Origin of the sequence: Paraburkholderia caffeinilytica, assembly GCF_046030355.1 — a bacterium.
GTDB lineage: Bacteria > Pseudomonadota > Gammaproteobacteria > Burkholderiales > Burkholderiaceae > Paraburkholderia > Paraburkholderia caffeinilytica_B.
The window spans coordinates 341769-366783 of the sequence record NZ_JAQQCQ010000003.1; the positions used below are offsets into that span (position 1 = coordinate 341769).

Genomic DNA, 25015 nt, shown 5'->3' on the forward strand with positions numbered 1-25015 from the left:
GCCGGCTTCTATTCCTCGCTTAGGAACGATTTCAAGCGCTCGGACCGGGCCGGATGCCGCAGCTTGCGAAGCGCCTTGACTTCGATCTGACGGATCCGCTCGCGGGTCAACTCGAACTGCTCGCCGAGTTCTTCCAATGTGTGGTCCCTGCCGCTCTCGATACCAAAACGCAGCCGCAGAATCTTCGCTTCGCGCGGCGTCAACGACATGAGCGCCTCGCTGACGGCGTCCCGCATGCTGGCGTGGAGCGCTGCATCGTCGGGCAAAATGGCGTTGGCGTCTTCGATCAGGTCACCTACCGATGTATCGTCGTTTTCCCCAACGGACGCGTCGAGAGAAACCGGCTCCTTGACGATCCGCAGCATCGCCCGAACTTTGTGCTCCTGCATGTCCATCTGCTGCGCCAGTACAGCGGCGTCGGGTTCACTTCCTGTCTCCTGCAGGATCCTGCGTGAGATCCGCTTCAGCTTGTTGAGCGATTCGATCATGTGGACGGGGACCCGGATGGTGCGCGCCTGATCCGCGACCGACCGGCTGACGGCCTGCCGGATCCACCACGTCGCGTAGGTGGAGAACTTGTACCCACGGCGGTATTCGAACTTGTCGACGGCGCGCATCAGCCCGATATTGCCTTCCTGTATCAGGTCGAGAAACAGCAGGCCGCGATTCGTGTACCGCTTAGCGATGGAGATCACCAGCCGCAGATTTGCCTCGATCATTTCGCCTTTCGCGCGCAGTGTTTTGGCCTCACCTGCGGTCATTGCGCGGCAGACCTCACGGAAATCGTCGAGCGGCAACACGACCCGCTTCTGCAGCGCAAGCAGCTTTTCCTGCTCCAGCTGGATCGCAGGGAGATTTCTTTCCAGCACGCTGCTGAACGGTTGCCCCGCCGCAACCAGTTGCCGAGCCCACGCAACGTTGGTCTCGTTACCACGAAAATGCGCGATAAACGTGTCGCGAGGCACACCACATCGCTCGACCGCGATCCGCGCGATTTCCCGCTCAATGGTTCGAACTTCGTCGGCGGATAGCCGCAATGCGCCGCACAAGCGTTCGATCGTGCGCGCCGTGAAGCGGATCGTCATCAGTTCGGCCTCGATCGCCGCCTGTGCGGCGCGATAAGGTTCCGAACCATAGCCCTCTACTTCGTATGCATTCCTCAGTTGCTCAAACCAGTCCGCCACCTTCGCAAACTTCGCGAGCGCGTCATGCTTCAGGGTCTGGAGGTACAGATCGCCGGATTCGGCGCCGTCGTCATCTTCGCTTTCGTTTTCATTTTCGTCACACGGATCATCGGCGAACGCGAGGGCATCATCGGCGATATCCTCCACGGCCGGGGCAAGCTCGTCCGTGTCTGCTGCTGTCGGGTCGATCAATCCATCGACGAGCTCTTCAATGGCCGTCTCGCCACCGGCCACGCCGTCAGCGATCGCCAGGATGTCGGCGATCGTTGCCGGGCACGAAGAAATGGCCCGGATCATGTCGTTGCGCCCTTCTTCGATGCGTCGCGCAAGGGCAATCTCGCCCTGACGGGTAAGAAGCTCAGTGCTGCCCATTTCCCGCATGTACATGCGCACGGGATCCGTGGTGCGGCCAAACTCCGCGTCTACGCTCGAGATAGCTGCGGCGGCCTCCTCCTCGACCTGTTCGTCGGACGAAACCGCAACCGCATGATCGTGCATCAGCATCGACTCGGCATCCGGCGCCTGCTCGAATACAGCAATGCCCATGTCGCTGAACGCTTTGATTACGTTCTCGATCGCGTCCGGTTGCGCGAGGTGCGCAGGCAGACAATCGCTGATTTCTCCACGAATCACAAAACCACGATCGGTTCCCAGCTTGATCAACGCCTTCAGGTCTGCGCGACCATTGTCGTTTTCTACGGCGGCTTCATCCGGCAGCGACGCAACCGCTCCTTGCACACGTGCTTTTGCTTTCGTCCGTCGCGAGGTGGCCCGCGGCAGAACTGCGCCCTCCGCTGCCGTGCCCTGCACCTGCATCTGCACCTGCACCTGCCCCTTCACAGCCCTCTTCGTCACGCCGTCGCTCCTCTTTGAGTATCACGTCCGGGTTCAGTGCGCAGCCGCGCCTCCTGTTTTCTTCACGTGGTTTGCTGTGCCAAAGGGGGCGCGCCACGCAAGCGGACCGGCTGGGCCCGTTCAGATACCAGAATCTCTTGCCGGACCTTCTGCCCATGACCCGTTGCATGGTGGCGGCTGAAACGGTTGACGTGATAATATCATTATCATCTTCTGCAAATTTAGTTAACCTCGCCGCGCCATCGGCGAATCCAGTTCAGTGAGGCTGCACGAAGCCTATCCCGAGTATCGCGAGGCTGAAGAGCCAAGCATCAACGTCGCCCAGACCACTGCATGGATCACACTCACACGTCCTTCAACGCTTATATGGAGTTTCTTGCCGCGCCGCCTGCAGACGGTACGCCCGTTGTGCTGGAAACCGCCAATGCGCTTTCGCTGCACTTCGATCTGCTGGCCACGCAAAGCTTCATGTCCCGGCGTGATCCGGACAAGTTGATGCTCGGCTATACGCGGACCATGATGGGATTTCTTTTGCTGCAGCCCACGCCCGGCAGAATTTCCATGATCGGTCTGGGCGGAGGGTCACTGCTCAAGTTCTGCTACCGGCATCTTCCGGATACACGGATAGTGGCTATCGAAATCGACCCCGGAGTCATCGCGTTGCGCGACACATTCCATATCCCGCCCGATGACGAGCGACTCGAGGTGATCTGCGCGGACGGTGCGGAATACGTCAAGAGCGGCGACGCGCGCCCTGACGTGATTCTGGTGGATGGTTTTCTGGCACACGGCATGCCCGCGCAATTGGGTAACGCGGCGTTTTACTCGGCTTGCCACGCGCGGCTCGCGGACGATGGAATACTCGTCGCCAATTTCGTCGAGGACGATCCTCTTATTCCCTATTATCTGGAAGAGGCACGTGCAGCGTTCGGTGAGTCGCTCTCCATATTCATGGCAGAGGACAGCTGCAACTACACGCTATTTGCGTGGAAGGGTGCGCCAAGGTTGCCATCCCGGGACGTGCTACTCGCGCATGCGGACGCCCTTGCAACGATACATCCGCTGAACTTGCGCGGTACCGCGCGTCGCCTGAAGCAAGGCACGAGACTCGCCCTGGATTGGGCATCGGGACAGAAGCCGGAATCGAACAGGCGCTGACAGCAAATATGGCCCGCAGCCCGGTCAATGACGGGCAGCCGATTCCCGGCGGATCGAACCGGCGACGTGAAACCAGCGCGATTCAGGCAGTTTTCCGACGTGGACGCGCACCAATGGCGCTCTTTGTCTTGTAGCTGACGCCGTGCTGCTCAAGGTACTCGCGGATCAGTTGCCGAATCACCTGTGAGGGCGTCAGGTCCTGCGCTGCGCACAGTTTCTCGAACGCTTCCTTCTTCACAGGATCGATTAAAATCGTGAGCCGAGCGCTTTTCGTTTCCATGACGGGCAGAGTCCAGATATGTTAATTTGATTATAATACATCGAGATGACTCGAGTCATCTTCGTCGCGCGATAGCATGCCTACCTAAACGGTGTCGGCCATAAGCGTGAAATCGTCTGCACACAGCGGGTAATTTCGTTCATTCCGCCTGTTCATATCGGCTCCAGTTAAATCTTTTGCCGTACTCGATGCGCGTGGCCGTGGCATGAAGATTCAGCGCGTGCCGGGCCTGAAGCGCGCGCGCCCGATCGAGCATCGCCGGAAATGACGGAAGCCCGTCAGCCCCCTTCCACGCAAAAACGGTAAGGTTGTGCTCGCTCTCTTCCGACGGCGCCAAAGCAATTGCGCCGGCAAAGACTTCCCTGAGCGAGCGCAGGTAGCGATGGAAATCGGGTTCGTCCGTCACCAGATTGGCCACCAATACACCGTCGTCGCTTAGCCTGCGGCGACAGGCTTCATAGAATTCGCTGCTGCCCAGCCTCGCCGGCAGACCGTCGGCATTAAAGCCGTCGACCAGCAGCACGTCGGGCCGATGATTCGGAACGGCGACGTACTGTGCACCATCCGCGCAGACCACCGTGAAACGCCCATCGTCGCGCGGCACGTGGAACCGGTCACGCAGCGCGATGACATCCGGATTGATTTCGACGGCGGTAATCGCGGTATCCGGCAGATGGCGATAGCAGTATTTCGCCAGTGAACCGCCGCCCAGGCCGATCATCGAAATGCGGCATGGGGATGGCCGGAATAACAGAAAGCCCATCATGGTCCGCGTGTACCCCAACGCAAGCGCATAGGGATCGTGCCGCAGCATTGTGCTCTGGACCCCACGCGCATCAAAGTACAACGAAACAACCTGATCGTTTTCTATGACCAGCGGCCTGTTTGGATTTCTCTTTCCTATCTTGAGCATCTCTTGAGTGTCATCAGGTGCGAGTCATGGCGTGATCGGTTGGCGAGCGAGTGAAAAATGACAGACAGTGCCTCGAGCGCTGCTATTTCGTCGTGCCCTGTGACCCGGCTACGTAGGCGTGTACCGGGCTTCATCTTGAGAGACATGACCCCCACTCAATGCATGGAACTTGCGGCCCGCTGCGCAAGGAAAGCGCGCAACTGTGGGTCCCAGCTTTCATCTCCCACCGCAATGTCGACCTTCCCGACCCGCTTCATTTCCCGATCCAGATGAACCACCCGAAGCGACTTGGGACGCAGTGAAGCACGAAAGAACTGCCCGTCGTCGTCCAGAAACAGACAGGGCCGTTGTCTATATCGCGCCCCGAAAAGCGAGGTCGTGTCCTGGACATGGCGGGCCGATTCCTTCTGATAGACGAAGATGACATTGATCCCGCAATCTTGCAGGCTGTCGCAGATGTCGGAGAACCGGTACAGCATCTGGAATCCACGCTCGCCCGCACTGCCCACGCCGATGACAATCAGTCCGCGGCTGCCCATCAGGTCGCGCAAGAACCGATGCGTGTAGTCATGGGAGAGAAGAGAAATACTGGTGTCAATCATGTCAATCTTCCTTCGAGGCGCGGGCGAACACCCCGTCTCGCACGATCCGGGCATTCAGGTTCGGAAACATGAATGGCACCCGTCAACAACCGTCGTTATCGTATTAGATAACTTTAATGTGCATTACATTATCATACTATGTGCATGACGGTCGGGCAGCACATTCTTGCTCCCGGCGGTGACTCCCGCGCGCGGCGGCGCAAGCGCGACCGGAAAAAATAAAGGGGCCGCAGCCCACTGCCTCAGCCTCATCAGCGGTCGAGCCGGTAGATCCGGCTGCGAAGATCGTCAATCAACGGCACGATTGCCAGCGCGATCAACAGGGCCGCGAGCGGAGTCGTCGCCGCATACCCCACATGCCTGAACCCCACCGCCCCCGTAAGGCCTCCGACAAGGAACAGGACCAGCATCGTCCCGTGCACTTTCAGCTTTGCACGATTCGCCAGCACATGAGGCGCGGCAACGTCCTCCCGCGATGAATTCCAATAGAAGAGCTTGCCGAGCTCGATACCGATATCGGTCACGATGCCCGTCATGTGAGTGGTACGGATTTCAGCACCGGACAGCTTGGTGATCATGGCGTTCTGCAAACCCATGATGAAGCAGAGAAGCACAACCGTTGCAGGCACAAACAGCGTTTCCCACAACGCAAGATGGCTGCCGAGCACGCCGAAACACAGAAGCAGGCTGGCTTCGATAAACAGGGGCAAAGCGAACTGGCTATTCAGCCGCCTGCGCCGCCCCCAGTTGACGAGCACCGCCGAACAGGCTGCACCCAGCAGGAACGAGATCAGCGACCCGGCACCTGCCAGGACCAGCGAAAAGTCGCCCAGCGCAGCCTGGTCGGCAATCGCGGATACCACGCCGCTCATATGCGACGTGTATTGCTTCACCGCAAGAAAGCCGCCGGCATTGGTCGCGCCGGCCACGAACGCAAGCGAAAAACCGAGCTGCCGGTCGCCCCTGGCAGTCCGGTCCTTCCCCGTGAGGGTCCGGAAATAGTCTGCTGGCATCAGGTATCGACTCCTGTGTTTGCATGCACCGAGCCGCGCCGGCGCATGCAGGAGCCGGTGCGGCAAGCTGTTTCTGAAATTCCATGCGTGATGTGAGGTCCGTGTCGGCGATGGCCCGAACGGACGCGATGACTTTCCCACGGAGGTCGCCGGGGCGTCATCTGTGGAACCATCTCGATAAAGCTGCTAGGATGATAACGCTATTATCATAAACTGGTAACTCGATTCACCTGCCGGTCTGGTGATGCGGCGGAATACCTTCAGGACAAGCCTGGCGTCGCGGACGTAATCCCGCTCGATGGCTTCGACGCGTCCCTTCATCCGGCAAGCGGGCCGTCGAACCAGACGTTTAACAGCATCGGAGACAACGGTGGTGGAACACCTGCTGGTCATCCATTACGTGCTACTGGTCGTCGCAGGCTGGCTGGTCGTGGGCGCCCTCGGGCTCGCCAGCCTGCGGCGAACGCGGCTGGTGGCGCACGGGCTGTTTCCGGTCGGCGCAATGCTTGGCCTGGTTCTGTTCGGACTGGGATTGACTGGCGTTTTTGCCGGTCCTCAGGAAATCGTCCTGCCGCTCGGGTTGCCCGACCTCTCCTTTCATCTTCGGCTCGACGGCCTGTCAGCGTATTTCCTCGCTGTGTTGGGCGTGGTGAGCACCGGCGTGAGCGCGTTCTCGGCCGGCTATTTCCGCAAGGGTGAAGGCACGCCGCCCGGATTGCTCTGCTTCGAATATCACGTGTGCCTCGCGAGCATGGCGGCGCTGCTGCTCGCAGACGATGCGTACAGTTTCATGGTCGCATGGGAAACGATGACCGTGTCGGCGGTTTTCCTTGTCATGACCAATCACCGCATCGCGGAGATCCGCCGGGCCGCCTACCTCTACTTCCTGATCTCCCACGTCGGCGCGCTAGCGCTCCTTTTGTGTTTCGGCTTGCTGCAAGCCAATACCGGCGACTACACGTTCGCCAACATGCGTCAGCAGCATCTCGACGTATTCTGGGCCTCCGCCGCATTCCTGCTGGCGCTGTTCGGCTTCGGCGCCAAGGCGGGTATCTTCCCCCTCCATGTGTGGCTACCCGAGGCTCATCCGGCTGCACCATCGCCGGTATCGGCCCTCATGAGCGGCTTTATCCTGAAGGCGGGTCTCTACGGCATCCTGCGCACGGTGTTCGACCTGCTGCATATCCAGCTGTGGTGGTGGGGCGTTTTCGTGCTGGCGCTCGGACTCTTCACCGCCCTGTTCGGCGTGGTGTTCAGCGCGATCCAGACGGACATGAAACGGCTGCTCGCGTACTCGTCGATCGATAACATCGGTTTGATGTTCGTCAGCATGGGACTGGCGATCCTGTTTCGCGCGTACGGCATGAACACGCTGGCCGCGCTCTCGCTGACGGCCCTCTTCTACCAGATCGCAAGCCACGCGACCTTCAAGAGTCTGCTGTTTCTCGGTACAGGTTCCGTCCTGCATGCCACCGGCGAACGCAATCTCGGGCGTCTGGGCGGATTGATCCGCGTCATGCCGTGGACGGCATGGGCGGCGCTGGTGGGCGCATTTGCGAGCGCCGGGCTACCGCCGTTGAGCGGCTTCGTCTCCGAATGGCTGCTGCTGCAGAGCTTTCTGTTCACGCCGGGTTTGCCGAATCCGTTTCTGAACATGGTGGTGCCGCTCGTTGCGGCGTTGATCGCGCTGGTGGCCGCGCTTGCGGGTTACACGATGGTGAAGTTCTTCGGCATTGTCTTTCTCGGTCAACCGAGAGAGACGAAGCTGGCCGAAGCACGCGACGCGAGCCGCTGGGAACGGATCGGCTTCGTCTGGCTCACAGCAATATGCGTACTGCTCGGGCTTCTGCCGGTGCAGTTCGTGGCCGTGCTGGACCGCGTCACCCAGATGCTGGTGGGAACCGGCATCGGCGCAGCCGTCGCCCGCAATGGCTGGCTGCTGCTTGCGCCTACCAGCGTGGACCGGGCCAGCTATATGCCGGCGGTTTTTCTGCTGTTTTTCTGCGCGTGCTGCGGGCTCGCCTGGCTACTGGTCCGCCGTCTTTACCATGGACGCCTGAGGCGCGCGGCGCCATGGGCCTGCGGCTATCCGTTCGTGACCGCGCGCATGCAGGACACCGCTGAAGGGTTCGGGCAGCCCATCCGCGAAATCTTCACGCCGCTATTCAAAATAGAGCGCAGGCTGCCGTCGCCGTTCGACTCACACCCCGTGTATAGCGTCACCGTGACGGATCGCGCGTGGACCCTGATCTATGCGCCGCTGGAACGGTTGGTCATGCGCATCGCCGCACTCGCGGGGCGGCTTCAGACCGGCCGCATCGCCCTGTATCTGATGCATAGCTTCCTCGTGCTGATCGTGCTTCTGATGCTGGTGAGACGATGATCACGCTCTCCGGACTGATCTCGCAAGGACTCGAGATCCTGCTCGCACTCGCGGCCGCACCGTTGCTCACGGGCTGGGTCAACATGTGCCGCGCCCGGTTGCAAAACCGTCGCGCGCCGAGCATCTGGCAGCCCTACCGGATGCTTCACAAGCTGTTCAACAAAGAATCCGTGGTCGCCGGCCACGCCAGCCCGATATTCCGCGGTGCGCCTTACGTTGTCTGGGCATGCATGACGCTCGCGTGTGCGATCGTGCCGACGCTTTCGACCGACCTGCCACTCTCACCTGCCGCAGATGCAATCGCGCTGGTCGGCCTCTTCGCGCTGGCCCGCGTGACGCTTTCGCTGGCGGCGATGGACATCGGCACCGCGTTCGGCACGCTCGGCGCGCGCCGCGAAATGCTGGTGGGCTTCCTCGCGGAACCCGCCTTGCTGATGGTGCTGTTTTCGGCGTCGCTCATCACGCAGTCCACCTTGCTGACCAGCATCGTTGCCACGCTCAGTCATCGCGAACTGGCGATCTACCCGAGCCTTGCCTTCGCCGGCATCGCGTTCACGATGGTCTCGCTCGCCGAGAACGCGCGTCTGCCGGTCGACAACCCGACCACGCATCTCGAGCTCACGATGATTCACGAGGCGTTGATCCTCGAATATTCGGGCCGCCATCTCGCGCTCATGGAATGGGCCGCCAGTCTCAAGCTGTTCGCCTACTCCTGCATCGGTCTTGCCCTGTTCATTCCGTGGGGCATCGCCGAGGCCGGCAATCCGACTGCGCTGCTGTTCGCGATTCCTGCGCTCTTCATCAAGTTGCTGGTGGGCGGCGCGGCGCTTGCGGTCGTCGAGACGAGCAACGCGAAAATGCGTATTTTCCGCGTCCCTGAGTTTCTCGCGACGGCTTTCCTGCTGGCCGTGATCGGGATGCTCGTCCATTTTCTGCTGGGGGCGTGAATGCACGGATTCGCCACGCAGATCATCAACTTTCTGGCCGCCATCCTGCTGCTGTTGTCGTTTGCGATGCTCAGCCAGCGGCGGATCCTGTCGCTGATCCACCTCTACACGCTGCAGGGCATGACGCTCGTCTCCGCCAACCTGATCCTCGGATACGTCACCGCCGACACGCACCTCTATATTTCCGCGCTGTTGACCCTGGTGCTCAAAGTCGGACTGATTCCCTGGATTCTCTACAAGCTGGTGCAGCGCCTCAACGTCAGGACAGACGTCGAGACGCTCCTCAATATTCCCGCCACGCTGCTGATCGGTATCGTGCTCGTCATCGTCGCGTTCAACGTCGCCTCGCCGGTCAGCCAGCTCGCGTCATCGGTTGCGCGCGGCACGCTCGGCATCGCGCTTGCCTGCGTGCTGCTGTCGTTCATGATGATGATCACGCGCGCAAAGGCAATCCCTCAGGTGATCGGTTTCCTGTCGATGGAAAACGGCCTGTTTTTCGCTGCGGCTGCGGCAACGAACGGCATGCCGATGGTCGTCGAACTCGGCATTGGGCTGGACGTGCTGGTAGGCATTCTGATCCTCGGCGTATTCATGTTCCAGATCCGCGAGCAGTTCGACAGTCTGGACATTCACCACCTCGAAAAACTCAAAGATGACTGAGGCCTGGGTACTGCTGCTGGTTTTCGCCATCCCGCTCTTCGCAGGCGCAACGCTGGCGCTCGTGGGACAACACCATGCCGCCGCGGAACTCAACGTGGGGTTCAGTTTCCTGACCTTTGCAGCCGCCGCGCTGCTCGCCGTGCAAACGGTGGCGCACGGGCCCGCATTCGCGCTCGGCAAGCTCTTCTTCGTCGATCCGCTCAACGTATTTCTGGTTACGCTGACGGCCTTCGTCGGCTGGACCACGTCGATCTTTTCGCGGCCGTACATGCGCATCGAGCGGGACCGCGGCCGAATGAACGGCCCGCGCATGCGTCTTTACCACTGCATGTACCAGCTGTTCATCTTTGCGATGCTGCTCGCGCTGCTCACCAACAACATGGGCATCCTCTGGGTCGCCATGGAAGCCGCCACGCTCGCGACGGTGCTGCTGGTCAGCGTCTATCGCACCGCAGCCAGCCTCGAAGCCGCGTGGAAGTACTTCATTCTGTGCGGCGTCGGCATCGCCCAGGCGCTGTTCGGCACGATCCTGCTCTATCTTGCCGCGAGCCGGCAACTCGGCGGCGACGAAGCACTGCTCTGGACCAGCCTGAACGCGGTCAAAGGAAGTCTCGACCCGACCATCATGTCGCTCGCGTTCGTGTTTCTGCTGATCGGGTATGGCACCAAGGTCGGTCTCGTGCCCATGCACAACTGGCTGCCCGACGCGCATGCCGAAGGGCCTACGCCGATTTCGGCCGTGCTGTCCGGCCTGCTGCTCAACGTCGCGCTCTACGCGGTACTGCGCTGCAAGGTGCTGGCCGACGGCGCACTCCATAACGGCCTGGCGGGCAACCTGCTGATCGGCTTCGGGCTTGTTTCGGTATTGGTCGCGACGTTTTCGCTGTTCCGGCAAAAAGACGTCAAGCGGCTCTTTTCGTATTCGTCGATCGAGCACATGGGGCTGATGACGTTCGCCTTCGGGCTTGGCGGCCCCATCGCGACCTTTGCGGGCCTGCTTCACATGACGGTACATTCGCTGGTGAAGTCGGCCGTTTTCTTCACCGTCGGGCATGCGGCCCAGAAAGCCGGCACCCAGGTGATCGACGACATCCGCGGCCTGATACGTGTCAGCCCGACCGTCGGGTGGGGGATGATGCTCGGCACGCTCGCGATCCTGGGGATGCCGCCATTCGGCGTCTTCGCAAGCGAGTTCCTGATCCTGACGACCGCAATGCGCCAACTCCCATGGGCCACGCCCTTCCTGCTGCTCGCGCTCGCCGTCGCGTTCGCGGCAATCTTTGCGCGGGTGCAGGGCATGGTGTTCGGCGAGACGACCGTCAAGCCCCTGGAACACTCGCCGGCGCTGCTGCCGGTGTTCGTCCATCTCGGCATCGGCTTGATGCTGGGACTCTACATTCCGCCCTATCTTGCGACGTGGTATCGGCAGGCGGCGGCCATGATCGCAGGGTGACATATGCGCATCGAGGCACTCGGGCTTCCCAATCTGGTTCGCCTGTCCGCGTTCACGGGCAGGTCTTCGGCTTTTCTGGCGAGCGTGGATTCCGACGCATGGACAAAAACGGCAAGGACAGCGCGGGAGAGCGGCGGCCGGCTGATTTCCCTGTGGGGCGCTGAAGCGCTGGCGGGCGCATTCGTCATCTCCGCGGCGTATGCGCTGGAAGACGGCATTCTCTGGCTTGAATTGCCAGTGGAAAAACACGGCTACCCGGACCTGTCGACCATCTTTCCGTGCGCGGCACGGATGCAGCGAACCGTCCGCGATCTGCTCGGACTGCACGCAATCGGCGCAGCCGATACACGGCCATGGATGAATCATGGCAACTGGCCGAGCTTCTACCATCCGCTGCAAAAACTGGCCTCGGGCACCGAGCGATTCCAGTCCAGAGAGGAAGACTACCCCTTCGTCCGCGTCGATGGCGACGGCGTCCACGAGATCGCCGTGGGGCCGATCCATGCGGGCGTGATCGAGCCCGGGCATTTCCGCTTTTCCGTGGTCGGCGAAAAGGTGTTGCGGCTTGAAGAGCGGCTCGGCTATGCGCACCGGGGTATCGAGAAGCTGTTCGAACGGACGCCGCTGTTGCTCGGCCATCGGCTGGCGGGGCGAATCGCGGGAGACACGACAGTCGCCTTTTCGTGGGCTTATTGCATGGCGGTCGAACGCGCATTGAATGGATGGGTGCCGCCACGCGCGCAGTGGCTGCGCGCACTGATGCTCGAGCGCGAGCGCGTTGCCAACCATCTGGGCGACCTCGGCGCGCTCGGAAACGATGCCGGATTCGCATATGGACTCGCACAGTTCTCACGCCTGAAGGAAGACTGGCTGCGTCTCAACGACCAGGCTTTCGGGCATCGCTATCTCATGGACCGGATCGTCCCTGGCGGCGTATCCACGGATATCGATATCCGTTTCATCGCAGCGATGCAGACGCAGTGTGACCGGATCGATGCGGAAGTCCGCGTGATGCAGCGCATCTACGACGATCAATCGGGACTGCAGGATCGCTTCGCGGGATCAGGAATACTCTCCGCGGAAGTGGTGGAGCACTTCAGTGTGTGCGGACTCGTGGGTCGGGCAAGCGGCAAGAAAATCGACCTGCGCGTCGATCACCCCTATGCGCCCTATCACGAAGTTCAGACGCAAATGGTCAGCGACGCACGGGGTGACGTGGCAGCGCGCGTCGCGGTCCGCTTCGGTGAAATCTACGAGTCCATCCGGCTGATCCAGACCCTGCTCGCCGGCCTGCCCGACGGCGACATCGTCACCGCGCTCGAACACGACCAGCCGCCGTCGCGCGGCGTCGGCTGGATCGAAGGCTGGCGCGGTGACGTGTTTGTCGCCCTCGAGACCGGTGTCGACGGGACCATTTCCCGCTGCCACTGCCATGACCCGTCATGGCAAAACTGGCCCGCGCTGGAACATGCGATCATCGGCAATATCGTTCCCGATTTCCCGCTGATCAACAAATCGTTCAATCTGAACTACGCGGGACACGACCTGTAATGTGGCAACTTCTCAAACAGATCGCACGGACCGGCACGCCGGACGAACGCGCGCCGCAAGGCGACGACGCATGGCACACCGAAAGCCAGCAGATCCAGCAGGAGATCCTCGACGTGCTCGGCCGCGCGCTGTGCATCCGCGAGATCGACGGCGGTTCATGCAACGGCTGCGAACTGGAAATCCATGCGCTCAATAATCCTTACTACAACATCGAAGGCCTGGGTATCCGCTTCGTCGCGAGTCCCCGTCATGCGGACATGCTGCTCATTACCGGCCCGCTGACGCTGAACATGAGGGATGCCGTATGGCAGGCCTACGAGGCGACGCCCCACCCCAAGCTGGTTGTCGCCGCCGGCGAGTGTGCATGTACCGGCGGCATCTTCAGGGATAGCTATGCCGTCTGCGGGCCACTTTCCACGCTCCTTCCTGTCGACGTGACGATCCCCGGATGTCCACCACCGCCCATTGATATTCTGAGAGGTATTCGCACCGCGCTTCGGGTCAAACACACAACGCTCACGCCATAGCGTATCGACAGTCTTCGCAAAAACTCTCTCTCATGTCACCCGTCAAGTTCATTCTTCGTTACACCGCAGTGCCGCTGATGGCGATTATCGCCGTTGTGTGCTGGGCCTCGTTTCGTACATCCGGCGAAATCGATGCGCGCCAGTACGCGTCTCTCTCTGCTGCTTTTGCGAGTTTCCCTCCCGATCTCCGGCGCGACATCGCGGATGCGATGAAATCTGGGAAGCTGAGCAAATGGGACTATTCATCGCTCGTGCGGGAATCGCTGGACGATGGAATTGTTCTGGATTGGCCACAGACAGCCAGCACGGATGTCGCAGCAGAACGAGCGGCGCTCGCCGCGCTTGTCAAGGCGGACAGGTTCTGATTCGTACCAAGGCCGGTATTCCTGTTGCGCCGCTCCTGAGAGACCGGCGCAGGGTCGGGAGCCGCCCTTAGATCACGCCGAGCATGTCCTTCAACTTTGCCGCCCTCGACCGGCTCACGGGTACGGCTGTCCGTTGCGCATCGTCCATGACGAGGTTGACGCTCTCTTCAGCCTTAACCAGTTCCACCGCATGCGCAAGACTGACGATATGGCTGCGGTGGACGCGCAGATAAATGCTGCTATCCAGCCGGAGTTCCAGATCCGTTAGAGACAGATTGGAGAGGTAAAGATCGTCTTTCGTGACGATCGTCGTGTAGTGGCCGTCGCCCTGAAACCGGACGACGTCTTTCAGATCGATCAGGATGACACGATTCTTTTGATAGACCGGAATCTTGAATAGCCGTCGTGGCGCCGGATCAAGATTCCCCTGCCGGTACTCGGCCGGTTCAGTCGTGATATCGGTAACGTCGTAGAAGATCATGCATGTGCCGCATATTCCGTTACTGTCCGTCATTTTGGACACCTTGATCATCAGTATCCGGTCAGGAATATTGATCATCATCGCAACGGGCGCCGGCGACTTGACCGGGCAGCCGCCCGGATCCTGCGATTGCAGCAGGAAGCGCAGTTTGTCCCGGCTCTTCTCCGGGTGGAGATTGACCACGTCGATGCCGTACAGCCGGTCCTGTTTCACGCCCAAAGATTGTTCGCCCGCCGGCCCGAGTATCTGCACCGCCACGTCGTTAAACGCGGTCACATGCCCCTGCGCATCGAGCCAGACCATCCCCGGATTGAACTGTTCCAGCTTGTGCTGGAAGGTCTCATTGCGGCGTGGCTCGGGCGCGGGCAGCGTCGATGTCGGGGCTGGGTCCAGCGGGTTCATTCGGCGTCTCCTGCACAAGTAGGATTTTCTTCGCTTGCATGGCGATTTTTAACTTTTGTATGCCTTTTCCAAATTTCACGCAAGTTTTCCGGCAACTGGTGCAGGCAAAGCGGCGCTCGGGAAAATGGCATTGAATTGCTGCATTGCGTTGTGAAACGCTGAGTGGAGTGTACTGCTTCGTCAGTCGAGTAAACCAGTTCTCTTCTCGATCAGACACAGGCCGCAGCGATGCGATCAGCGGACACCACGTGACCGCTGGCCTCGTCTGCCTTGCCTTTCGACGCCGGCGGCCGGTAGCGACACGTCCTGAAAAATAAAGTCCGACTGGGGAGACAAAATGAAACGCCATCCGATTGCCAGATGCGTCACCGCAGTTGTATTGGCCGTGGCCGGCACAACCTGCGCGCAGGCAGAGCAAGGCGATATATTGGCCCGTTTCCGGGTATTGAGCATTGAACCGGATGTATCGACTTCGGGGACGTTATCGACGCTCGGCACGAACGTCAACAACTCCATCGTCCCGGAGCTCGATTTCACCTACATGGCGACGAATAACATTGGTGTCGAACTGATTCTCGGCATCACACGCCATACGGTGACGTCCAGTCTCGGCGAACTCGGCCGGGTCAGCCTGCTGCCTCCCACCCTCACGGTTGCGTGGCATTTCAATCCGCAAGGAATGATCCGCCCTTACGTCGGCGCCGGGTTGAACTATACGTTGTTCTACAACAATTCCCTGCAGGCGGGCGGTCAGGGCGTCGGGATCAGCAACCACAGTTTCGGGCCGGCATTCCAGGTCGGCGTTGACGTGCAGGTGACAAAGAAGATCTTTGTCAATGCGGACGTCAAGAAACTCTTCGTCAGGACGGACGCGACGCTCGGCGGCGCGCCTATCGGCACCCTGAAAATCGATCCCTGGATTATCGGCCTCGGTTTTGGCGTGAAGTTCTGATTTCCGGCGTACAGGTTTTCCCGCCCCCGCCCATGCTGGACGCGCAACGGACTAGCCGTATTTCACGCCGGTTAGCCGACCGTTGGCGCACCTATTCCGCCGTTGAAGAACTTGCGTTGAATTGCTGCGTCGTCCTGTGAAATGCTTACGACATACAGGCCGATGACGCGCCCGTTCGCCGACCGATAAAAACCAGGAGACCCACGTGATACCTCGTCCTTTCGAATACCACGCTCCCCGCAGTCTGTCCGAGGCCATCTCGTTGCTGAACGAGCATGGCGACACCGCGAAACTGCTGGCAGGCGGCCATAGTCTGTTGCCTATGATGAAGCTCCGGTTCGCCGAGCCGGGGCATCTGATCGATCTTGGAAAACTCACCGAGCTCAAGGGCATCCGCGAAGTCGGCAACGAGATCCGTATCGGCGCGATGACGACGGAGAACGAACTGGTCTGGTCGACCGTGTTGCAGGAGAAATGCCCGCTGCTCGTGGAGGGCGCGCGCCAGATTTCCGATCCGCAAGTGCGTTACCGGGGCACGATCGGCGGAGACATCTCGCACGGAGATCCCGGCAATGACCATCCCACGCTGATGATCGCGCTGGATGCGTCGTTCGTGCTCACCGGCGAACACGGCGAGCGCATTGTGGCGGCCGACGGTTTTTGCCTCGGCACCTACATGACGCAACTCGAAGCCGGCGAGATCATGACCGAAATCCGCATTCCGGTGCCCGCGCCGGGAACCGGCTATTGCTACGCCAAGCTCAAGCGCAAGACCGGCGACTTCGCCACCGCCGCCACGGCGGTCACGCTTCGCCTGCAAGGCGGAAATGTGAGCGACGTGCGCATTGTGCTGACCAATGTCGGGCAAACGGCGCTTCGCGCGACCGGCGCGGAACAGTCGCTGCTGGGCAAGCCGCTCGACGAGGCCGCCATCGACGCAGCCGCGCGGCTCGCCATGAGCATCTGCGAGCCGACGGAGGACCTGCGCGGCGATATCGAATACAAGACCGCGATGGCGGGCGAGATGACGCGGCGCGCGCTGCGCACGGCGCTCACGCGGGCTAAGCAGTGAGACGCGTACCGACACATATCAAGGGGACATGAGATGAGCAAAAAGGTCATGGTGTCGTTCAAGCTGAACGGTACGCAAACAGACGTGGTGGTCGAGCCGCGCGAGCTGCTGATCCACACGTTGCGGGAAAAGTGTCTGCATACAGGCCCGCATATCGGTTGCGAAACATCCCATTGCGGGGCGTGCACGGTGGACGTGAGCGGCATGTCGGTCAAGTCCTGCACCTTCCTGACGGTACAGGCCGACGAGGCGGAACTGCTGACGGTCGAGGGACTGGCCAAAGGCGGCGAGCTTCATGCGCTGCAAGAGGGCTTCATGCAGGAACACGGTCTGCAATGCGGCTTCTGCACGCCGGGCATGCTGACGCGCGCCTACCGTCTGTTACAGGAAAACCCGAATCCGACCGAAGAGGAAATCCGCTACTGGATGGCCGGCAATCTCTGCCGCTGTACCGGATATCAGAACATCGTGAAAGCCGTGCAATATGCCGCCGCCAAGCTGCGCGGCGAAGCGGTCCAGACTTCGCATCCGCTCATGGCGGAAGTGTCGGCACACTGATATCGGGAGAAACGCAATGGGAAATATCGACGCCAATCTCGATCGTCTCGCCGCGCTGGAAGGCATGGGCTGCTCGCGCAAACGCCGTGAGGATCCGCGCTTCATCCAGGGCAAAGGCACTTATGTCGACGACGTCAAGATGCCTGGCATGCTGTTCGGCGCCATGGTGCGCAGCCCGTACGCGCATGCGCGGATACTGAAAATCGATAAGTCGCGCGCGCTCGCCCATCCGGGCGTGCACGCGGTGCTGACAGCGGACGACCTCAAACCGCTCAAGCTGCACTGGATGCCCACGCTGGCGGGCGACGTCCAGGCCGTGCTCGCCGACGAGAAAGTCGTGTTCCAGAATCAGGAAGTCGCGTTCGTCGTCGCCGATGATCGCTACGTCGCGGCCGACGCGGCCGAACTGGTGGAAGTGGAATACGAGGAACTGCCCGTGGTGGTGGACCCGCTGAAGGCGCTCGAACCCGATGCGCCCGTGATCCGGGAAGACATCCGCGACAAGCAGACGGGCGCGCACGGCGCCCGCACGCATCCGAACCATATCTTCACCTGGAACGTCGGCGACAAGGACAAGACCGCGCGCGCGTTCGACAACGCGGACGTCACCGTCCGGCAGGACATGCTGTATCCGCGCGTGCATCCGTGTCCGCTCGAAACCTGCGGCTGCGTGGCGTCGTTCGACAAGGTCCGCGGCGACCTCACGGTCTATATCACCTCGCAGGCGCCGCACGTCGTGCGCACGGTGGTCGGCATGTTGTCCTCGATTCCCGAGTCGAAAATCCGCATCATCTCGCCGGATATCGGCGGCGGCTTCGGCAACAAGGTGGGGGTTTATCCTGGCTACGTGGTGGCGATCGTGGCGTCGATCGTACTGGGGCGGCCTGTCAAATGGATCGAGTCGCGCGCCGAAAATCTCAGCTCCACCGCGTTCGCGCGCGACTATCACATGACCGGCGAACTCGCCGCGGACAGCAACGGCCGGATCAAGGCGCTGCGCGTACACGTCACCGCGGATCACGGCGCGTTCGACGCCTGCGCGGACCCGACCAAGTGGCCCGCCGGCATGTTCCATGTCTGCACGGGTTCCTACGACATTCCCAACGCGTTCGTGTCGGTCGACGGCGTCTACACCAACAAGTTTCCGGGCGGCGTGGCCTACCGGTGTTCATTCAGGGTGACCGAGGCGGTCTATCTGATCGAGCGCATGGTCGACGTCCTCGCGCAGAAGCTCGGCATCGACAAAGCCGAAATCCGTCTGCGCAATTTCATCCGCAAGGAGCAGTTTCCGTTCTCCACGCCGCTCGGGCTCGACTACGATTCGGGCGACTATGAACCCGCGCTCAGGAAAGTGCTGGCCGCCGTCGACTACCCTGCCCTGCGCGCCGAGCAGGCCGCCCGCCGCGCGGATCCGAACGCGGAATGGCTGATGGGAATCGGCATCGTCACCTTCACGGAAATCGTCGGCGCCGGCCCTTCGAAGATGTGCGACATCCTCGGCGTCGGCATGTTCGACTCGTGCGAGATTCGCGTGCATCCCGACGGCTCGGCAATCGCGCGAATGGGCACGATCACGCAGGGCCAGGGCCACCAGACCACCTACGCGCAAATCATCGCCTCCGAGGCCGGCATTCCCGCTTCGGTGATCACGGTCGAGGAAGGCGATACGTCCACCGCGCCCTACGGGCTCGGCACCTACGGATCGCGCTCCACGCCGGTCGCCGGCGCGGCCATTGCACGGGCATCGCACAAGATCCGCGAGAAGGCCCGGCAGATCGCCGCTCACCTGCTCGAAGCGAGCCCGGACGACGTCGAGTTCGATCTCGACCGCTTCGTGCTCAAGGGGTCGCCGGAGCAGTTCAAGACGCTCAAGCAGGTCGCATGGGCCGCCTACAACAACGTGCCGGAAGGCATGGAAATGGGCCTGGAAGCGGTCGATTACTACGATCCGCCCAACTTCACGTTTCCGTTCGGCGCTTACCTGTGCGTGCTCGACGTCAATCGCTATACGGGCGAAACGCGGGTGCGGCGCTTCTACGCGCTCGACGACTGCGGCACGCGCATCAATCCGATGATCATCGAAGGGCAGATTCACGGCGGCCTCACCGAAGGCTTCGCGGTCGCGATGGGGCAGGAATTGCCGTACGACGAGGCGGGCAATCTGCTGGGCGGCACGCTGATGGATTACTTCGTGCCGACCGCGGTGGAAACACCGCATTGGGAGACGGATTTTACGGTGACGCCGTCGCCTCACCATCCGATCGGCGCGAAGGGTGTGGCGGAATCGCCGCACGTCGGCTCGATTCCGTGTTTCACCTCGGCCATGGTCGATGCATTCGCGCACCTGGGCGTCACTCACATGAACATGCCTCACAACGCGTACCGCGTGTGGCAGCAAAGCCGCTCGCTCGGACTCGCCCGGTAGTAGCGTGCGAGTCCGGACGGACGATCCGGACATACAGGGGATGATTCAATGAAAGTCGTCATCGAAAAGGTATTTCCTCTGGCAGCCACGGCGGATGCCGCCTGGCAGTGCCTGCAGAACATCGAGGCGGTGGGCGGCTGCATGCCCGGCGCGAAGATCACCGAGCGCGTGGACGCAACGCATTACAAGGGCACGGTCACCGTGAAGATCGGGCCCGCCGCGATGTCGTTCAAAGGCACGATCGAAGTCCTGGAACTCGACGCCACACAGCGCACCCTGCATCTCGTCGGCAAGGGTTCGGATTCGACGGGCACGTCCGGCGCATCGATGGATCTCGTCGCGACCGTGCAGGCGAGCGGCGCAACGTGCGAGCTGGTCGGTAAAAGCGAAGTCGCGATGAGCGGCAAGGCGGCCGCATTCGGCGGCCGGATGATGAACACGGTGGCCGACCAGATCCTCAAGCAGTTCGTCGCCAACTTCGCCGCATTAGCCCAGAGCGCGGATGCGCCGCAAGCCGCGCCGTCAGCCGATGATCCGGCTGCGGCGGCGGGAACCACCGCGCAAGCGGCAGCCGCCGCGCCCGTCCCAGCGCGCGCCGCCGAGCTGAACGGACTCGCGCTCGCGTGGGCGGTCGTGCGCGACTGGCTGCACGGACTGTTCTCCCGCAAGACGGCCTGAGCGACGAGGCCCGCCATGTTCACGGACCGCATGAGCAACGTGCTGGATTTGCAGCAGCGCCTCGAGCACCACGGCTACATCGCCGAGCGCAGCCTCGCGGCCACCTTGCTGCTGACGCTGGAAATGCGGCGGCCCCTGCTGCTCGAAGGCGAGGCTGGCGTGGGCAAGACGGAAGTCGCCAAGGCGCTCGCGCGGCTGTCGGACACGCGCCTGATCCGGCTGCAATGCCATGAAGGTCTGGATGTCCATTCGGCGCTGTACGAGTGGAATTACCAGCACCAGTTGCTCGCCATCAAGCTGCTCGAACAGGATGACCGGCCGCTCTCGAGCAAGGAGCAGGACATTTTCTCCGAGCGCTATCTGCTCAAGCGCCCTCTGCTGGAAGCGATCACGACAACGCCTGCCCCGGTTCTGCTGATCGATGAAATCGACCGCACGGACGAAGCGTTCGAAGCTTATCTGCTCGAGTTGCTGTCCGACTTCCAGATATCGATTCCGGAACTGGGCGTGATTCGCGCGTTGGAGCGGCCTATCGTGATCCTGACCTCCAACGGCACCCGCGAGATTTCCGACGCGCTGCGCCGCCGCTGTCTGTATCACTACGTCGACTACCCGGACTTCGGGAAGGAACTGGCGATCGTGCGCGCCCAGGCGCCGGAGATGCCGGCGAAACTGGCGCAACAGGTGGTCGAATTCGTGCAGGCGGTTCGGCAGATGGACATCCAGAAAAAACCCGGTATCGCCGAAACGCTGGATTGGGCGGCAGCGCTCCTGCGCCTCGGCGTGAGCACCTTCGACGAAGAAGGTATCGACCGGATCATGGATTCGCTCTCGGCACTGGTGAAGACCCGCGAAGACCAGGCGGGCTTCACGCGTCCGGTGGTCGAACGACTGGCGGCCGCATGCTAACCGATAGCCTTTGCGCCGCCGGCACGGCGCCGCAAGAACTGGCCGACGCCATGATGTCCCGCTATGTCGGCTTCGCGGGATGGCTGCGCGAAAACGGTTTTCACGTGACGAGCAGCGACATGGCTGCGGCGATGGACGTCGCGCAACGCACCGGACAATTCGATAGCCTGCTGTTGCGCTGGAGCCTGCGCGCATGGCTTTGCTCGCGCGCCGAAGAATGGCGGCGTTTCGACGCACTCTTCGATGCCTATTTTTTCGCGCCGAATCGCCACGCACTCGTCGAAACGCGTGTAGGCGGCGCAGGCAAACTGACGACCCATGGCGAAGGCGCGGCGCGCGATGGCAGCGAAGGCACGCCGCTCTCGCTGGTTGGCCACGGGGCCGACGGCGCCCAGGCGGATGGCAAGACCGCTGAGCACGGCATGAGCCGTGAAGCATCCCTCATGCACGCGGATTTTCGCCACCTGAATCAGCCCGACGAACTTTTCGCCATCGACGAAGCCATCAGACGCTTCGTGCAGCGGCTGCGCGGCATGCAGATGCGGCGCGAACGGCGCGCGGCGTCAGGCCGTGCCATCGACATGGCGCGCACCATCCGCCTGAGCGTGGCTCATGGTGGCGTACCGCTGGAACTCGCGTGGCGCCGCAAGCAGCGCGTCCGGCCGCGCATCGTCATGCTGCTGGACGTGAGCCGCTCGATGAGCCTGTACAGCTTCTTCTTTCTGCGCCTCGCGCGGGTGATCAGCGCGCGCCTGTCCGACGTGCATTGCTTCATTTTCCACACGCAGCTCGTCGGTATTGCGCAGGCGTTGCGCGACCCCGACCCGTGGCGCTCGCAGGAGCGGCTGCAACTGCTCTCGGCCGGCTGGGCCGGCGGCACGCGCATCGGCGACAGTCTCGACGAATTCAATCAGCGGCACGCGGCCGCGCTGCTGCACTCGCGCACCGCCGTCATGATTGTCAGCGACGGCTACGACGCCGGCGATCCGACGCTCCTGCAGCAGGCGCTGCGCAGGATGCGGCGCCGTTGCCGGTGCATCGTCTGGCTGAATCCCCTGGCCGGCCGTCCCGGTTTCACGCCGAGCAGCGTCGGCATGGCGGCTGCCCTGCCTTATCTCGACCTCATGACCAGCGCAAGCGATCTCGCCAGTCTCGAGCGCGTGCTGCCGCACGTGTTGTCCGTTTTGCAATGAGCCGCGCCATGAACGCCACCCCTAATTCCACCACTAATTCCGCCACCCCGCCCACGATCAATTCCGATGAGCTGATCCGGCTCGAACAAAGGCTGACCGAAGAAGCGCGCCTGTTCGCCGTGACCACCGTGATCCGGGCGCTGCCGCCCACGTCGACGTGGGTCGGCGCGCAAGCGGTGGTGGAAAGCGACGGCACGCTGCATGGCTGGATCGGCGGCGGCTGCTCCCGGGCGATCGTAATCCAGGCCGCGCAGGAATCGATGCGATCGGGTCAGCCCAAGCTGATTCGCATCAGCAATTCGGAGGTCTTGCCGGAGCCTGGCGTCGAACATCATGCGATGCCCTGCGCGAGCAACGGCACGATCGAACTCTTCATTCAGCCGTCGGTGCCCGCACCGGCGGTGCTCATACTCGGCTCGGCGCCGGCTGCCCTCGAAGCCTGCGTGCTCGCGCAACGGATGGGCTTGCGCGTTCATGCCGCCGCGAGCGTGACCGAGCCGTTTGCGCCGCTCGGCATCCCACGGGTCATCCAGGGTTTCGATGCCGACGCGTTGCGCCTGCTGAAGCCGCTATTGATTCTCGTCGCCACCCAGGGCGACAGCGACGAGGAAGCGCTCGAGGCCGCCTTGCGAACCTCGGCGGCAGCCGTGCTGCTGATCGCGAGCCAACGCAAAGCGGACAAGCTGCGCGACACGATGCGCGCACGCGGTATCACGGAAGAGCGGCTCGCTGCGCTGCATGCGCCCGCCGGACCTCACATTCATGCCCGCACCCCCCAGGAGATCGCGCTCGGCGCCGTGGCGGGGCTCGTGACGCTGCGCCGGATCCTGGAGCAGGCCGCAGCCGATACGACGGACCTGCACGCCGCCGGGGCCGACGTACTGCCCGTGCTGCCCGCGGTGCCGCCGTGCGAATCGATGGCGTCGGTCGAACCGCCCGCACGGTACGTCAATCCCGTATGCGGGATGGCCGTCGATATCGCATCGGCGAAGCACGTCGTCGAGGCCGGCGGACAACGCGTGTATTTCTGCTGCGACGGCTGCAAGCTGGAGTTCGAACGCACACCGGACAAATATCTGGCGATCGTCGAGGATCGACGACAACGGGAGGTCGTATGAACGCTACAACGGCACCGACATTCTCCGCCGTGATGCTGGCGGCGGGCACCTCGTCACGGATGCAGGGTCGCCACAAACTGCTGCTGCAGATCGATGGCGAACCCGCAGTCAGGCGTTCCGTGCGCGCGCTGCTCGAGGCAGGCCCCGAAGAAATCGTGGTCGTCACCGGTTTCAACGGTCGTGCCGTTATCGAGGCGCTCGACGACTTGCCAGTGAGATTCCAGTTCAATCCGTACTACGAACAGGGGCAAATGACCTCGGTCGCGGCGGGCGTGGCCGCGCTCAACGCGCCGTGCAACGTCGTTCTGGTGTGCCTCGCCGACCAGGTCCTGCTCGAGCCTCGCGACTACCGCGAGCTGATCGACGCCTACAGCACGATGCCCTACGGCTCCATTCTGGTGCCTTCGTGCAACGGGCAGCGTGGCAACCCGGTGGCGTTTTCGGCAAGCTATGCAACGGAGGTCGTCAGCGGACATGTGAACCCCGGCTGCAAAAAGCTGATCGCGGAGCATCCCGACGAAGTCTTCGTCCACGAAGCAAAGCATGATCGGTTTGCGTTCGACATGGATACGCCCGAGGACTACGCTCGCGTGCTCGCGCGGCTGGAATTTGCGCCAGAGCCGGTTCCTGACGGGCTGTCGACATGAAACCGCGTTTCCGGGCCATGCCGACGGCGTTCAGGCGAGCGCGGGATTCGAGTCCTGCGTGGGTAGCGGTTGTCGTCGGCCCGTGGCTTGCATTGGCTGCGCTTCGGCCGGGCGAAATAGAACTGCCGTGGCTTGCGCCCTGCCTCGCCATTGCCGGTTGGATGGTGCTGCGCCGTCTGCTATCCACCGATCCCGAAGCAGACGTGTCGCGAAACATGGTGCTGCTCGGCACGCTCGGCATGCTCGCGGGATTGGCTCTGGATGTCCGCGGCGCCGGCCTGGCGTTGATCACATCGCAATGCGGCTCGGGTGGCATGCCCGGTGTTCTCCAGGTTGCGTACCTGCACTGGAACGGGTTGCCCGCGATGCACATCGGCATGTTGTCCGCCGGAGTGAGCGCCGTGTCCCTGAGGGGACTGACAGGGCCTGGCACGCGTCCATCGCTGGGCGTCGACGTCCTGCGTCACGCGGCCTGTTCGGCATGGATGCTCGCCGGTATGACCGTCGGCTCGATGCTTTGCGAGCGTGGGGCGATGGGACTCATCGGAACGCCGGCATCGGGGCAACGCGCGATCGTCATGCTCGGCGGCATGTTCGCGGGAATGGTCTGGGGCATGGCCGCTCATACGGCATTCAATCGCGCCGGCAAACGACTGCGCGGAATCTCGCTTCTGGCCGCCTGATCGCCT

24 protein-coding genes are annotated in these 25015 nt (G+C 62.1%); 18 read left to right on the plus strand and 6 right to left on the minus strand.

Annotated features, from left to right (window positions below; translation table 11 throughout):
- Positions 1 to 8: 8 nt before the first annotated feature.
- Positions 9 to 2000 (minus strand): RNA polymerase sigma factor RpoD, encoded by a 1992-nt coding sequence (gene rpoD, locus PQQ95_RS06245; RefSeq protein ID WP_408436127.1) that lies wholly within the window; start codon positions 1998 to 2000, stop codon positions 9 to 11.
- A 372-nt stretch (positions 2001 to 2372) separates the two neighbouring features.
- Here rpoD and PQQ95_RS06250 point away from each other — a divergent pair, with 372 nt between their 5' ends.
- Positions 2373 to 3197, plus strand: coding sequence for a spermine/spermidine synthase domain-containing protein (locus tag PQQ95_RS06250; protein ID WP_408435845.1), 825 nt, complete (start codon positions 2373 to 2375; stop codon positions 3195 to 3197).
- Between the two features lie 82 nt (positions 3198 to 3279).
- Here PQQ95_RS06250 and PQQ95_RS06255 read toward each other — a convergent pair whose 3' ends face one another.
- From PQQ95_RS06255 to PQQ95_RS06270, 4 genes are all read right to left on the minus strand, one after another.
- Complete coding sequence (locus PQQ95_RS06255; protein ID WP_408435846.1) at positions 3280 to 3477, minus strand: ribbon-helix-helix protein; 198 nt, start codon at positions 3475 to 3477, stop codon at positions 3280 to 3282.
- A gap of 139 nt (positions 3478 to 3616) precedes the next feature.
- Positions 3617 to 4390 carry a fused MFS/spermidine synthase gene (locus tag PQQ95_RS06260; RefSeq protein WP_408435848.1) on the minus strand — a complete coding sequence of 258 codons (774 nt, stop codon included), beginning with the start codon at positions 4388 to 4390 and terminating at the stop codon, positions 3617 to 3619.
- Positions 4391 to 4545: 155 nt separating this feature from the next.
- Positions 4546 to 4992, minus strand: a complete 447-nt coding sequence (locus PQQ95_RS06265) for a hypothetical protein (protein ID WP_408435850.1) — start codon at positions 4990 to 4992, stop codon at positions 4546 to 4548.
- 251 nt (positions 4993 to 5243) lie between these two features.
- On the minus strand, positions 5244 to 6005 hold the full coding sequence (locus tag PQQ95_RS06270) for a YoaK family protein (RefSeq protein ID WP_408435852.1): 762 nt from the start codon (positions 6003 to 6005) through the stop codon (positions 5244 to 5246).
- A gap of 373 nt (positions 6006 to 6378) precedes the next feature.
- On the opposite strand from PQQ95_RS06270, the gene hyfB reads away from it, so the two are divergent.
- Genes hyfB through PQQ95_RS06305 form a run of 7 tightly spaced genes read left to right on the plus strand, consistent with a single transcriptional unit; the run spans position 6379 to position 13891 of the window.
- On the plus strand, positions 6379 to 8388 hold the full coding sequence (gene hyfB / locus PQQ95_RS06275; protein ID WP_408436130.1) for a hydrogenase 4 subunit B: 2010 nt from the start codon (positions 6379 to 6381) through the stop codon (positions 8386 to 8388).
- Positions 8385 to 9335, plus strand: coding sequence for a respiratory chain complex I subunit 1 family protein (locus PQQ95_RS06280; protein ID WP_408435854.1), 951 nt, complete (start codon positions 8385 to 8387; stop codon positions 9333 to 9335). Before hyfB ends, PQQ95_RS06280 begins: the two co-directional genes overlap by 4 nt.
- Positions 9336 to 9995 carry a formate hydrogenlyase gene (locus tag PQQ95_RS06285; protein WP_408435856.1) on the plus strand — a complete coding sequence of 220 codons (660 nt, stop codon included), beginning with the start codon at positions 9336 to 9338 and terminating at the stop codon, positions 9993 to 9995.
- Positions 9988 to 11448 (plus strand): hydrogenase 4 subunit F, encoded by a 1461-nt coding sequence (locus tag PQQ95_RS06290; RefSeq protein ID WP_408435858.1) that lies wholly within the window; start codon positions 9988 to 9990, stop codon positions 11446 to 11448. Before PQQ95_RS06285 ends, PQQ95_RS06290 begins: the two co-directional genes overlap by 8 nt.
- Before the next feature lie 3 nt (positions 11449 to 11451).
- Positions 11452 to 12999 carry a hydrogenase large subunit gene (locus tag PQQ95_RS06295; RefSeq protein WP_408435860.1) on the plus strand — a complete coding sequence of 516 codons (1548 nt, stop codon included), beginning with the start codon at positions 11452 to 11454 and terminating at the stop codon, positions 12997 to 12999.
- Positions 12999 to 13526: an NADH-quinone oxidoreductase subunit B family protein gene (locus PQQ95_RS06300; protein WP_408435862.1), complete on the plus strand. Its 528-nt coding sequence runs from the start codon at positions 12999 to 13001 to the stop codon at positions 13524 to 13526. The genes PQQ95_RS06295 and PQQ95_RS06300 overlap by 1 nt, the downstream gene beginning before the upstream one ends.
- Before the next feature lie 32 nt (positions 13527 to 13558).
- Positions 13559 to 13891, plus strand: a complete 333-nt coding sequence (locus PQQ95_RS06305) for a hypothetical protein (RefSeq protein WP_408435864.1) — start codon at positions 13559 to 13561, stop codon at positions 13889 to 13891.
- Between the two features lie 67 nt (positions 13892 to 13958).
- On the opposite strand, the gene PQQ95_RS06310 is transcribed toward PQQ95_RS06305, so the two are convergent.
- Positions 13959 to 14774 (minus strand): LytTR family transcriptional regulator DNA-binding domain-containing protein, encoded by an 816-nt coding sequence (locus PQQ95_RS06310; protein ID WP_408435866.1) that lies wholly within the window; start codon positions 14772 to 14774, stop codon positions 13959 to 13961.
- A gap of 337 nt (positions 14775 to 15111) precedes the next feature.
- On the opposite strand from PQQ95_RS06310, the gene PQQ95_RS06315 reads away from it, so the two are divergent.
- From PQQ95_RS06315 to PQQ95_RS06360, 10 genes are all read left to right on the plus strand, one after another.
- On the plus strand, positions 15112 to 15726 hold the full coding sequence (locus tag PQQ95_RS06315; RefSeq protein ID WP_408435868.1) for an OmpW/AlkL family protein: 615 nt from the start codon (positions 15112 to 15114) through the stop codon (positions 15724 to 15726).
- Between the two features lie 205 nt (positions 15727 to 15931).
- Positions 15932 to 16798, plus strand: a complete 867-nt coding sequence (locus tag PQQ95_RS06320) for an FAD binding domain-containing protein (RefSeq protein ID WP_408435870.1) — start codon at positions 15932 to 15934, stop codon at positions 16796 to 16798.
- 33 nt (positions 16799 to 16831) lie between these two features.
- A complete protein-coding gene (locus PQQ95_RS06325) occupies positions 16832 to 17356 on the plus strand; it encodes a (2Fe-2S)-binding protein (protein WP_408435872.1) in 525 nt (174 codons plus the stop codon).
- A gap of 16 nt (positions 17357 to 17372) precedes the next feature.
- The gene (locus PQQ95_RS06330) at positions 17373 to 19781 is read left to right on the plus strand and encodes an aerobic carbon-monoxide dehydrogenase large subunit (protein WP_408435874.1); all 2409 of its coding nucleotides are present in this window, start codon (positions 17373 to 17375) and stop codon (positions 19779 to 19781) included.
- A 48-nt stretch (positions 19782 to 19829) separates the two neighbouring features.
- Positions 19830 to 20459, plus strand: coding sequence for an SRPBCC family protein (locus tag PQQ95_RS06335; protein WP_408435876.1), 630 nt, complete (start codon positions 19830 to 19832; stop codon positions 20457 to 20459).
- A gap of 15 nt (positions 20460 to 20474) precedes the next feature.
- Complete coding sequence (locus PQQ95_RS06340) at positions 20475 to 21368, plus strand: AAA family ATPase (RefSeq protein ID WP_408435877.1); 894 nt, start codon at positions 20475 to 20477, stop codon at positions 21366 to 21368.
- On the plus strand, positions 21362 to 22561 hold the full coding sequence (locus tag PQQ95_RS06345; RefSeq protein WP_408435879.1) for a vWA domain-containing protein: 1200 nt from the start codon (positions 21362 to 21364) through the stop codon (positions 22559 to 22561). Before PQQ95_RS06340 ends, PQQ95_RS06345 begins: the two co-directional genes overlap by 7 nt.
- A gap of 8 nt (positions 22562 to 22569) precedes the next feature.
- A complete protein-coding gene (locus PQQ95_RS06350; RefSeq protein WP_408435881.1) occupies positions 22570 to 23679 on the plus strand; it encodes an XdhC family protein in 1110 nt (369 codons plus the stop codon).
- Positions 23676 to 24326 carry a nucleotidyltransferase family protein gene (locus tag PQQ95_RS06355; protein ID WP_408435883.1) on the plus strand — a complete coding sequence of 217 codons (651 nt, stop codon included), beginning with the start codon at positions 23676 to 23678 and terminating at the stop codon, positions 24324 to 24326. The genes PQQ95_RS06350 and PQQ95_RS06355 overlap by 4 nt, the downstream gene beginning before the upstream one ends.
- Positions 24323 to 25009 (plus strand): hypothetical protein, encoded by a 687-nt coding sequence (locus PQQ95_RS06360; protein ID WP_408435885.1) that lies wholly within the window; start codon positions 24323 to 24325, stop codon positions 25007 to 25009. The genes PQQ95_RS06355 and PQQ95_RS06360 overlap by 4 nt, the downstream gene beginning before the upstream one ends.
- The last annotated feature ends 6 nt before the right edge of the window (positions 25010 to 25015 follow it).